Raw genomic sequence first — 12,337 nt, 5'->3', positions numbered from 1 at the left:
GTCCGGCCGCGTCGATGCTCCTGCTGCGCCCCGTGCATCTGCACGGGGCGTTTTCTCGTCTCGGGGTGGCGGTTCCCACGCATCATCGAGAGGAGTGCCATGGCGACGTCCGCGAAGGAGTCGGCGGTGGCTGAGCTCACGGACCTGTTCCGTGAGTCCAGCGCCGCTGTTCTGACGGAATACCGTGGCCTGACGGTGACGGAGCTCAAGCAGCTGCGTGACTCCATCCGTCAGGACGCGACCTACGCCGTGGCGAAGAACACGCTGGCCGAGATCGCGGCCAAGGACGCCGGTCTGGAGGGCCTCGAGGCTCACCTGTCCGGTCCCACCGCGATCGCGTTCGTGACCGGGGACCCGGTCAACGTCGCGAAGGCCCTGCGTGACTTTGCCAAGGATCACGAGAAGCTCGTGCTCAAGGGCGGCTACATGGATGGCCAGCCCCTGGACGAGGCCGGCATCAAGAAGCTCGCGGACCTCGAGTCCCGCGAGGTGCTGCTGGCCAAGTTCGCCGGCGCGATGAAGGGCAGCATGTCCAAGGCTGCCGCCCTGTTCCAGGCGCCGCTGTCCAAGACCGTCCGCACGGTCGAGGCGCTGCGCGCCGCGCAGGGCGAGGCTGCCTGAGCAGTCCGCCCCGGGCTGCACGGCCCACCACTTCACACGTAGTCAAGACGTACCCGCAAAGGAGCCATCATGGCCAAGCTGACCACCGAAGAGCTGCTCGCCGCGTTCGAGGAGCTGACCCTCATCGAGCTGTCCGAGTTCATCAAGGCGTTCGAGGAGAAGTTCGACGTCACCGCCGCCGCCCCCGTGGCCGTGGCCGCCGCCGGCGGTGCCGCCGGTGGTGCCGAGGCCGCCGCCGCCGAGGAGAAGGACGAGTTCGACGTCATCCTCGAGGCCGCCGGCGACAAGAAGATCGGCGTCATCAAGGAGGTGCGCGCCCTCACCTCCCTCGGCCTGAAGGAGGCCAAGGACCTGGTGGACGGCGCCCCCAAGCCCGTCCTCGAGGGCGTCAACAAGGAGGCCGCCGAGAAGGCCAAGGAGCAGCTCGAGGGCGCCGGCGCCACCGTCACCCTCAAGTGATGATCGCGGCCTGAGCCGCATCACGCTTTCTCACGAGGCCCCCGGACCCGCACTGCGGACCGGGGGCCTCGTGGCGTCCCGGGTCACGCACCCCCGGCTGGACAGGGGCGACGGGCGCGGATAGGATGGATCTTTGCATCTCCCCTGTTCCGTGCCGCCCGCAGGACCTCGCGTCCCGCCGTGGCCCGCACGGTTCCGTACGGCCTTCATATAGCGGTGGGCCGGCGCCGCCGTCTCGCGGCAGGGGAGCGAACGGAACCCAGAAGGCCTGTGGAAGGATCCTACGTGGTCGCCTCGAGCACCTCCAACGAAACCGCTACCGTCTCCCCGCGATCCGGCGCCTCCGCCGGACGCGTCTCCTTCGCCAAGATCTCCGAGCCGCTGGACGTGCCGGACCTGCTGGCGCTGCAGACCGAGTCGTTCGACCGCCTGATCGGCAATGAGCGGTGGGCCGCGCGCGTGGACGCCGCCCTGGCCGCCGACGACCACTCCGTGCCCGTCACCTCGGGACTGACGGACATCTTCGAGGAGATCTCCCCGATCGAGGACTTCCAGGGCACCATGTCCCTGTCCTTCGCCGAGCCGGAGTTCGCCGACGCCAAGATGACGGAGGAGGAGTGCAAGGATCGCGACGCGACCTTCTCCGCCCCGCTGTACGTCAAGGCCGAGTTCATGAACAACACGACCGGCGAGATCAAGCAGCAGACCGTCTTCATGGGCGACTTCCCGCTGATGACCCGCAACGGCACGTTCATCATCAACGGCACCGAGCGCGTCGTCGTCTCCCAGCTGGTCCGCTCCCCGGGCGCCTACTTCGAGCGCACCCCGGACAAGACCTCGGACAAGGAGATCTTCTCCGCGAAGATCATCCCCTCGCGCGGCGCCTGGTTCGAGCTCGAGGTGGACAAGCGCGACCAGGTCGGCGTCCGCCTCGACCGCAAGCGCAAGCAGCCCGTGACGGTGCTGCTCAAGGCCATGGGCTGGACCGAGTCCCGCATCCTGGAGGAGTTCGGCCACTACGACTCCATCCGCGCCACCCTCGAGAAGGACGGCACCGCGGACCAGGACGAGGCCCTGCTCGACATCTACCGCAAGCTGCGCCCGGGCGAGCCCGCCGCCGTCGACGCCGCGCAGACGCTGCTGAACAACCTGTACTTCACCCCGAAGCGCTACGACCTCGCCAAGGTGGGCCGCTACAAGCTCAACCGCAAGCTCGGCGTGGACGTGCACCTCGGTGACCCCAACGCGTCCGTGCTCACCGAGGACGACATCGTCCAGATGGTGCACTTCATCGCCGCGCTGCATGCCGGCGAGACCGTCATCAAGGGCACGCGCGACGGCGAGCCGGTGGACGTGCGCGTGGAGATCGACGACATCGACCACTTCGGCAACCGTCGCATCCGCGCGGTGGGCGAGCTGATCGAGAACCAGATCCGCACGGGCCTGTCCCGCATGGAGCGCGTCGTGCGCGAGCGCATGACCACCCAGGACGTCGAGGCGATCACCCCGCAGACCCTGATCAACATCCGCCCCGTGGTGGCGGCGATCAAGGAGTTCTTCGGCACCTCGCAGCTGTCCCAGTTCATGGACCAGAACAACCCGCTGGCCGGCCTGACGCACAAGCGCCGCCTGTCCGCGCTCGGCCCGGGCGGCCTGTCCCGCGACCGTGCCGGCATGGAGGTCCGTGACGTCCACCCGTCGCACTACGGCCGCATGTGCCCCATCGAGACCCCGGAAGGCCCGAACATCGGCCTCATCGGCTCGCTGGCGACCTTCGGCCGGATCAACTCCTTCGGCTTCATCGAGACCCCGTACCGCCGCGTGGTCGACGGCCGGGTCACGGACACCGTGGACTACCTGACCGCCGACGACGAGCTGGCCTTCCAGATCGCCCAGGCGAACGCCCCGGTGGATGAGGACGGCCGGTTCGAGGAGGAGCTCGTGCTCTGCCGCCAGCGCGGCGGCGACGGCGAGCCCGTGCTCTCGACCGTGGACGAGATCGACTACATGGACGTGTCCCCGCGCCAGATGGTGTCGGCGGCCACCGCCCTGATCCCGTTCCTCGAGCATGACGACGCCAACCGCGCGCTCATGGGCGCGAACATGCAGCGTCAGGCCGTGCCGCTGCTCCGCTCCGAGGCCCCCTACGTGGGCACCGGCATGGAGAAGTACGTGGCCGTGGACGCGGGTGACTCCGTGACGGCCACCCAGGGCGGCGTCGTGACCGAGGTGGCCGCGGACCTGGTGACCGTCATGAACGACGACGGCACCACCACGCACTACCCGATCATGAAGTTCGCGCGCTCGAACCAGGGCAACGCCTACAACCAGCGCGTGCGCGTGTCCGAGGGCGAGCGGGTGGAGCCGCTGAGCATCATCGCCGACGGTCCCGCCACGGACAACGGCGAGCTCGCGCTCGGCAAGAACCTCCTCGTCGCGTTCATGCCCTGGGAGGGCCTGAACTACGAGGACGCGATCATCCTGTCCCAGCGCATGGTCTCGGAGGACGTCCTCACCTCGATCCACATCGAGGAGCACGAGGTCGACGCCCGAGACACCAAGCTGGGCGCCGAGGAGATCACCCGCGACATCCCCAACGTGTCCGAGGAGGTGCTGTCGCAGCTCGACGAGCGCGGCATCATCCACATCGGCGCGGAGGTGGAGGCCGGCGACATCCTGGTCGGCCGCGTGACCCCGAAGGGCGAGACCGAGCTGACCCCGGAGGAGCGCCTGCTGCGCGCGATCTTCGGCGAGAAGTCCCGCGAGGTCCGCGACACCTCCCTGAAGGTGCCGCACGGCGAGTCCGGCACCGTCATCGGCGTGCGCATCTTCGACCGCGACGAGGACGACGACCTGCCCCCGGGCGTGAACCAGCTGGTGCGCGTCTACGTGGCGCAGAAGCGCAAGATCACCGACGGCGACAAGATGGCCGGCCGCCACGGCAACAAGGGCGTCATCTCGAAGATCCTGCCGCTCGAGGACATGCCGTTCCTGGCGGACGGCACCCCGGTGGACATCGTGCTGAACCCGCTCGGCGTCCCCGGCCGCATGAACCTCGGCCAGGTCATGGAGCTGCACCTGGGCTGGGCCGCCTCGCGCGGCTGGGACATCCAGGGCGAGCCGGAGTGGATCAAGGACCTGCCGAACTTCCCGCGGCAGTCCGGTCCGGTCAACGTGGCCACCCCGGTGTTCGACGGCGCCGAGGCGTACGAGATCACGGGCCTGCTCGGCCACGTGAACGTGACCCGCGACGGCGACCGTCTCATGAGCGACAGCGGCAAGGCGCAGCTGTTCGACGGCCGCACCGGCGAGCCGTTCCCGGACCCGGTGTCCGTGGGCTACATGTACATGCTCAAGCTGCACCACCTGGTGGACGACAAGATCCACGCCCGTTCCACGGGCCCGTACTCGATGATCACGCAGCAGCCGCTGGGCGGTAAGGCCCAGTTCGGCGGCCAGCGCTTCGGCGAGATGGAGGTGTGGGCGCTCGAGGCGTACGGCGCGGCGTTCACCCTCCAGGAGCTGCTGACCATCAAGTCCGACGACATCCACGGCCGCGTGAAGGTCTACGAGGCCATCGTCAAGGGCGAGAACATCCCGGAGCCGGGTGTTCCCGAGTCCTTCAAGGTGCTCATCAAGGAGATGCAGTCCCTCTGCCTGAACGTGGAGGTCCTCTCCGCCGACGGCCAGGCCATCGAGATGCGCGACGCGGAGGACGAGGTCTACCGCGCCGCCGAGGAGCTGGGCATCGACCTCTCCCACGCCGAGCCGAGCTCGGTGGAGGAAGTCTGAGCCGGGCCCGATCCCGCATCCACAAGACGTCACCTGAGAACCACTGAACCAAGGGAGTTCACCGGAGCATGAGCGTGAACAGCATGTCCACTGACAACTCTTTCGGCCTGATGCGCATCGGCCTGGCCACGGCGGAGGACATCCGCCGCTGGTCCTACGGCGAGGTCAAGAAGCCGGAGACCATCAACTACCGCACCCTGAAGCCGGAGAAGGACGGACTCTTCTGCGAGAAGATCTTCGGCCCCACCCGTGACTGGGAGTGCGCGTGCGGCAAGTACAAGCGCGTGCGCTTCAAGGGCATCATCTGCGAGCGCTGCGGCGTCGAGGTGACCCGCTCGAAGGTGCGCCGCGACCGCATGGGCCACATCGAGCTGGCTGCGCCGGTCACCCACATCTGGTACTTCAAGGGCGTGCCCTCGCGCCTGGGCTACCTGCTGGACCTGGCGCCGAAGGACCTCGAGAAGGTCATCTACTTCGCGGCGTACATGATCACCTCGGTGGACGAGGAGGCCCGGCACCGCGACCTGGCCAACCTCCAGGCCGAGTACGACCAGGAGACCCGTGTCCTGGCCGACCAGCGTGACTCCGACATCGCCGCGGTGGCCGCCGACCTCGAGAAGGACCTGGCCAAGCTGGAGTCCGAGGGCGCCAAGGCCGCCGAGAAGAAGAAGGCCCGCGACGCCGCGGACAAGACCATGGCGCAGATCCGCAAGCGCGCGGACGCGGAGCTGGACCGCAAGGAGCAGGTCTGGGACCGCTTCAAGAACCTCAAGGTCGCCGACCTCGAGGGTGACGAGGGCCTGTACCGGGCCATGCGGGACAAGTACGGCCAGTACTTCGAGGGCTCGATGGGCGCGGAGGCGATCCAGCGTCGCCTGCAGACCTTCGACCTCGAGGCCGAGTCCGAGATGCTGCGTGAGACCATCAAGACGGGCAAGGGCCAGCGCAAGACCCGTGCCCTGAAGCGCCTGAAGGTCGTCAACGCGTTCATGACCACGGACAACTCGCCCGAGGGCATGGTCCTGGACGCCGTCCCGGTGATCCCGCCGGAGCTGCGTCCGATGGTGCAGCTGGACGGCGGCCGCTTCGCGACCTCCGACCTCAACGACCTGTACCGTCGCGTGATCAACCGTAACAACCGCCTGAAGCGGCTGCTCGACCTCGGCGCGCCCGAGATCATCGTCAACAACGAGAAGCGCATGCTGCAGGAGGCCGTGGACTCGCTGTTCGACAACGGCCGCCGCGGCCGGCCGGTGACCGGCCCGGGCAACCGCCCGCTCAAGTCGCTCTCCGACATGCTCAAGGGCAAGCAGGGCCGGTTCCGTCAGAACCTGCTCGGCAAGCGCGTGGACTACTCGGGCCGCTCGGTCATCGTGGTGGGTCCCCAGCTCAAGCTGCACCAGTGCGGCCTGCCGAAGCAGATGGCGCTGGAGCTGTTCAAGCCGTTCGTGATGAAGCGTCTCGTGGACCTGAACCACGCGCAGAACATCAAGTCCGCCAAGCGCATGGTGGAGCGCTTCCGTCCGCAGGTCTGGGACGTGCTCGAGGAGGTCATCACCGAGCACCCGGTCCTGCTGAACCGCGCCCCCACCCTGCACCGTCTGGGCATCCAGGCCTTCGAGCCGCAGCTCGTGGAAGGCAAGGCCCTGCAGCTGCACCCGCTGGTCTGCTCCGCGTTCAACGCGGACTTCGACGGCGACCAGATGGCGGTCCACCTGCCCCTGTCGCCGGAGGCCCAGGCCGAGGCGCGCCTGCTCATGCTCTCGAGCCACAACATCCTGAAGCCCTCGGACGGCCGCGCGGTCGCCGTGCCGGCCCAGGACATGATCATCGGACTGAACCACCTCACCACGGTGCGTCCGGACGAGGTCGGCGCGGGCAACCTGTACGCGACCGTCGGCGAGGCCATCATGGCGTTCGACGGCGGCGACCTGCATCTGAACGCGCCCGCACGGATCGGCGTCGAGGGCTTCGTGCCGTCGGCGGACGTGCCGGCCCCCGAGGGCTGGTCCGAGGGCGAGATCGCCCTCATCGAGACCACCCTGGGCAAGGTGCTGTTCAACGAGCTGCTGCCGGACGACTACCCGTGGCTGGACAAGCAGGCGACCAAGGGCACCCTCGGTCAGCTGGTCAACGACCTGGCCGAGCGCTACCCGATGGTCGTCACCGCGCAGACGCTGGACAACCTCAAGGACGCCGGCTTCCACTGGGGCACCTGGTCGGGTGTGACCGTGGCGATCTCGGACATCACCTCCGACTTCGACAAGGCCGCCATCATGGAGGGCTACGAGGAGCAGGCCCAGCGCGTGCAGCAGCAGTACGACAAGGGCCTGATCGCGGACGACGAGCGTCGCTCCGAGCTGATCGACATCTGGAACAAGGCCACCGACGAGGTCGCCGCGGCCATGAAGGACGGCCTGCCGGAGCTCAACACCATCAACCGCATGGTGTCCTCCGGTGCGCGAGGCAACTGGCTCCAGGTGCGCCAGATCGCGGGCATCCGCGGCCTCGTGGCCAACCCGAAGGGTGAGATCATCCCGCGTCCGATCAAGTCCTCGTACCGCGAGGGCCTGTCCGTGCTCGAGTACTTCTCCGCCACCCACGGCGCCCGCAAGGGCCTCGCGGACACCGCGCTGAAGACCGCGAACTCGGGCTACCTGACCCGTCGTCTCGTCGATGTGTCCCAGGACGTCATCGTCCGCGAGGACGACTGCGGCACCGAGCGCGGCCTGTCCGTCACGATCGCCGCCCCGAACGCCGACGGCGAGCTGGTGGCCCACGAGCAGGTCGAGAACTCGGCCTTCGCCCGCACGCTGGCCCAGGACGTCACGGGCGAGGACGGCACGGTGCTGGCCTCGGCCGGTGCGGACGTGGGCGACGTGCTGATCGGCGAGCTGGTGGCCGCCGGCGTCACGGAGATCAAGGTCCGCTCGGTCCTGACCTGCGAGTCCGCCGTGGGCACCTGCGCGAAGTGCTACGGCCGCTCCATGGCCACCGGCCAGCTGGTGGACATCGGCGAGGCCGTCGGCATCATCGCGGCCCAGTCGATCGGTGAGCCGGGCACCCAGCTCACCATGCGCACGTTCCACACCGGCGGTGTGGCCTCGGCCGACGACATCACGCAGGGTCTGCCCCGCATCCAGGAGCTCTTCGAGGCCCGCACCCCGAAGGGCGTGGCCCCGATCTCCGAGGTCGCCGGCCGCGTGACCATCGAGGACACCGAGGCGTCCGTGCGCCTGCTGCTCACGCCGGACGACGGCTCCGAGGAGATCGCCTACCCGGTGCTGCGCCGTGCGCGCATCCTCGTGGCCGATGGCGAGCACGTGCCGGTGGGCACGCAGCTCGTGGCCGGCGCCGTGGACCCGAAGCAGGTCCTGCGCGTGCTCGGCCCGCGGGCCGCGCAGCGGTTCCTCGTGGACGAGGTGCAGAACGTGTACCAGTCCCAGGGCGTGGGCATCCACGACAAGCACGTGGAGGTCATCGTCCGGCAGATGCTGCGTCGCATCACCGTCATCGAGTCCGGTGACACCGACCTGCTGCCGGGCGAGCTCACGGACCGGGCGCGCTTCGTGGCCGCCAACCGCGCCGCCGTCGCTGAGGGCCGCCAGCCGGCCTCCGGCCGCGACGAGCTGATGGGCATCACGAAGGCCTCGCTGGCCACGGACTCGTGGCTGTCGGCCGCGTCCTTCCAGGAGACGACCCGCGTCCTGACGCAGGCGGCCATGGAGGGCAAGTCCGACCCGCTGCTGGGCCTGAAGGAGAACGTGATCATCGGCAAGCTGATCCCGGCCGGCACGGGCCTGGACCGCTACACGAAGACCGTCGTGGAGCCGACGGAGGAGGCGAAGGCCAACCTGTTCGCCTCGCCGGCCGGCTTCGCGGACTTCGACTACCCGGGCCTGGACCAGTCGCTCGGCGAGAACGACTTCCACGCCGTCTCGTTGGACGACTACGACCGCGGGGGCGACTTCCGCGCCTGATCCCCGTCCCCCAGGGGGCCCGCCGTTCCGCCGCTCACGCGGGGGAGCGGCGGGCCCCTTGGCGTGCGGGGCCGGCTCGTCGACGGCGCCGGGGCGTGCTATGCTGTCAAGGATTGTTTTTCGTGTGGCAAATTGGACGCTGTCCGGGTCGCGGGGTCATTGCGCGGCAGATGCCACACTTTTGCACGCCTGCGGACGTCTGCTCGTTGCGAGCCCCCACAGGGAGAGGCAGAGCAGAGGAACGAGCAGCCGGCGCCCCGGGCGCCGGTCGATCACGTCAGCGATCACCGAAACACAGGAAGGCTGAAGAGTGCCTACGATTCAGCAGCTGGTCCGCAAGGGCCGCTCACCCAAGGTCGTCAATACGAAGGCCCCTGCCCTGCAGGGGAACCCCATGCGTCGTGGCGTGTGCACCCGTGTGTACACCACCACGCCCAAGAAACCGAACTCGGCGCTGCGCAAGGTCGCCCGTGTGCGCCTGAACGGCGGCATCGAGGTCACGGCCTACATCCCCGGCGAGGGCCACAACCTGCAGGAGCATTCGATCGTGCTCGTCCGCGGCGGTCGTGTGAGGGACCTGCCCGGCGTGCGCTACAAGATCGTGCGCGGCGCCCTCGACACCCAGGGCGTGAAGAACCGCGGCCAGGCCCGCTCCCGCTACGGCGCCAAGAAGGAGAAGAAGTAATGCCTCGTAAGGGTCCTGCGCCGAAGCGCCCCCTCGTCGTCGATCCCGTCTACGGCTCCCCGCTGGTCACGCAGCTGATCAACAAGGTGCTCGTCGACGGCAAGAAGTCCACCGCCGAGCGCATCGTGTACGGCGCGCTCGAGGGCGCCCGTGCCAAGAACGGCGCCGATCCCGTGGCCACCCTCAAGAAGGCCATGGACAACATCAAGCCGGCCCTCGAGGTGCGCTCCCGCCGCGTCGGCGGCGCCACCTACCAGGTGCCCGTCGAGGTCAAGCCGGGCCGCTCCACGGCCCTGGCCCTGCGCTGGCTGGTCGGCTTCTCCAAGGCCCGCCGTGAGAAGACCATGACCGAGCGTCTGATGAACGAGATCCTGGACGCCTCGAACGGCCTGGGCGGCGCCGTGAAGCGTCGCGAGGACACCCACAAGATGGCCGAGGCCAACAAGGCCTTCGCCCACTACCGCTGGTGATCCGTGTGGCCCGGGGCGCGCGATCCGCGCCTCGGGCCGCAGGTGCGTCCTCTCGGACGGGCCACCCACCGCATCCACCTCACGAGCCCCCCCATTCCACCCGACCAAGGGAGACACCGTGGCACAGGACGTGCTGACCGACCTGCACAAGGTCCGCAACATCGGCATCATGGCCCACATCGATGCCGGCAAGACCACCACCACCGAGCGCATCCTGTTCTACACGGGTGTCAACCACAAGCTGGGCGAGACCCACGACGGCGGCGCGACGACGGACTGGATGGAGCAGGAGAAGGAGCGCGGCATCACCATCACCTCCGCCGCGGTGACCTGCTTCTGGAACGACCACCAGATCAACATCATCGACACCCCCGGCCACGTGGACTTCACGGTCGAGGTGGAGCGCTCGCTGCGCGTGCTCGACGGCGCCGTCGCCGTGTTCGACGGCAAGGAGGGCGTGGAGCCCCAGTCGGAGACCGTGTGGCGCCAGGCGGACAAGTACAACGTCCCGCGCATCTGCTTCGTCAACAAGATGGACAAGCTGGGCGCGGACTTCTACTTCACCGTCGACACCATCGTGAAGCGCCTCGGCGCGCGTCCGCTCGTGATGCAGCTGCCGATCGGCGCCGAGAACGACTTCGTGGGCGTCGTCGACCTGCTCTCCATGAAGGCCTTCGTGTGGCCGGGTGACGCCAAGGGCGACGTCACCATGGGCGCCTCCTATGAGACCCGCGAGATCCCCGCCGAGCTCCAGGAGAAGGCCGAGGAGTACCGCAACGAGCTCGTCGAGGCCGTCGCCGAGACCTCCGAGGAGCTCATGGAGAAGTACCTCGAGGGCGAGGAGCTCACCGTCGAGGAGATCCAGGCCGGCGTGCGCCAGCTGACCGTGAACGCCGAGGCCTACCCGGTGTTCTGCGGCTCCGCGTTCAAGAACCGTGGCGTGCAGCCGATGCTGGACGCCGTGGTCGCCTACCTGCCGAACCCGCTGGACGCCGGCTCCGTCAAGGGCCACGCCGTGAACGACGAGGAGGAGGTGCTGGAGCGCGAGGCGTCGAAGGAGGCCCCGTTCTCGGCGCTCGCCTTCAAGATCGCCACGCACCCCTTCTTCGGCACGCTGACCTTCATCCGCGTGTACTCCGGCCGCCTGGAGTCCGGTGCGCAGATCCTCAACGCCACCAAGGGCAAGAAGGAGCGCATCGGCAAGCTGTTCCAGATGCACGCCAACAAGGAGAACCCGGTGGACGAGGTGGTCGCCGGCCACATCTACGCCGTGATCGGCCTCAAGGACACCACCACGGGCGACACCCTGTGCGATCCCGCGAACCCGATCATCCTCGAGTCGATGACCTTCCCGGAGCCCGTGATCTCCGTGGCCATCGAGCCGAAGACCAAGGGTGACCAGGAGAAGCTCTCCACCGCCATCCAGAAGCTCGTCGCCGAGGACCCCACGTTCCGCGTGAACCTCAACGAGGAGACCGGCCAGACCGAGATCGGCGGCATGGGCGAGCTCCACCTGGACGTGTTCGTGGACCGCATGAAGCGCGAGTTCAAGGTCGAGGCCAACGTGGGCAAGCCCCAGGTCGCGTACCGCGAGACCATCAAGCGCAAGGTCGACAAGGTCGACTACACGCACAAGAAGCAGACCGGCGGCTCCGGCCAGTTCGCCAAGGTGCAGCTGTCCTTCGAGCCCCTGGACACCGCCGACGGCGAGGTCTACGAGTTCGAGAACGCCGTCACCGGCGGCCGCGTGCCCCGCGAGTACATCCCCTCGGTGGACGCGGGCATCCAGGACGCCATGCAGTTCGGCGTGCTGGCCGGCTACCCGATGGTCGGCGTGAAGGCCACCCTGCTCGACGGCGCGTACCACGACGTCGACTCCTCGGAGATGGCGTTCAAGATCGCCGGCTCCCAGGCCTTCAAGGAGGGTGTCCGCAAGGCCAACCCGATCATCCTCGAGCCGCTGATGGCCGTGGAGGTCCGCACCCCCGAGGAGTTCATGGGCGACGTCATCGGCGACCTGAACTCCCGCCGCGGCCAGATCCAGTCCATGGAGGACGCCACCGGCGTGAAGGTGGTCAACGCCCTCGTGCCGCTGTCGGAGATGTTCGGCTACATCGGCGACCTCCGCTCCAAGACGCAGGGCCGCGCGGTGTACTCGATGACCTTCCACTCCTACGCCGAGGTCCCCAAGGCCGTGGCGGACGAGATCATCCAGAAGTCCCAGGGCGAGTGACCGCAGGTCACCTGCTCTGAACGACCTGCCCCGGGCCGGCCGCCGCAGCCGCGGCCGGCCCGGGGCGACCGGACCGCCCTCCCCGGCGCGGCGGTCC

Annotated in this window: 7 protein-coding genes; all 7 read left to right on the top strand. The window is 68.5% G+C overall.

Going from position 1 to position 12,337, the window contains the following annotated elements; genetic code table 11:
* The first annotated feature begins 99 nt into the window (after window positions 1-99).
* The 7 genes from rplJ to fusA all read left to right on the top strand — a co-directional run bounded on the left by rplJ (window position 100) and on the right by fusA (window position 12,240).
* On the top strand, window positions 100-621 hold the full coding sequence (gene rplJ / locus MF605_RS04395) for a 50S ribosomal protein L10 (RefSeq protein ID WP_002854782.1): 522 nt from the start codon (window positions 100-102) through the stop codon (window positions 619-621).
* A gap of 69 nt (window positions 622-690) precedes the next feature.
* Window positions 691-1,080, top strand: coding sequence for a 50S ribosomal protein L7/L12 (gene rplL, locus MF605_RS04390; RefSeq protein ID WP_087114527.1), 390 nt, complete (start codon window positions 691-693; stop codon window positions 1,078-1,080).
* Between the two features lie 285 nt (window positions 1,081-1,365).
* Window positions 1,366-4,872 carry a DNA-directed RNA polymerase subunit beta gene (gene rpoB, locus MF605_RS04385; RefSeq protein ID WP_036381530.1) on the top strand — a complete coding sequence of 1,169 codons (3,507 nt, stop codon included), beginning with the start codon at window positions 1,366-1,368 and terminating at the stop codon, window positions 4,870-4,872.
* An 83-nt stretch (window positions 4,873-4,955) separates the two neighbouring features.
* A complete protein-coding gene (locus tag MF605_RS04380; RefSeq protein WP_134416843.1) occupies window positions 4,956-8,852 on the top strand; it encodes a DNA-directed RNA polymerase subunit beta' in 3,897 nt (1,298 codons plus the stop codon).
* Between the two features lie 310 nt (window positions 8,853-9,162).
* On the top strand, window positions 9,163-9,537 hold the full coding sequence (gene rpsL, locus MF605_RS04375) for a 30S ribosomal protein S12 (RefSeq protein ID WP_078025929.1): 375 nt from the start codon (window positions 9,163-9,165) through the stop codon (window positions 9,535-9,537).
* Window positions 9,537-10,007 carry a 30S ribosomal protein S7 gene (rpsG, locus tag MF605_RS04370; protein ID WP_010080379.1) on the top strand — a complete coding sequence of 157 codons (471 nt, stop codon included), beginning with the start codon at window positions 9,537-9,539 and terminating at the stop codon, window positions 10,005-10,007. Before rpsL ends, rpsG begins: the two co-directional genes overlap by 1 nt.
* A gap of 118 nt (window positions 10,008-10,125) precedes the next feature.
* On the top strand, window positions 10,126-12,240 hold the full coding sequence (fusA, locus tag MF605_RS04365; protein ID WP_041103560.1) for an elongation factor G: 2,115 nt from the start codon (window positions 10,126-10,128) through the stop codon (window positions 12,238-12,240).
* Window positions 12,241-12,337 lie beyond the last annotated feature (97 nt).

Source organism: Micrococcus luteus, from assembly GCF_022664405.1.
In the GTDB taxonomy this organism is placed as follows: domain Bacteria; phylum Actinomycetota; class Actinomycetes; order Actinomycetales; family Micrococcaceae; genus Micrococcus; species Micrococcus luteus.
Note: the sequence above shows the minus strand (reverse complement) of the source record. Positions and strands in the feature narration are given on the sequence as shown.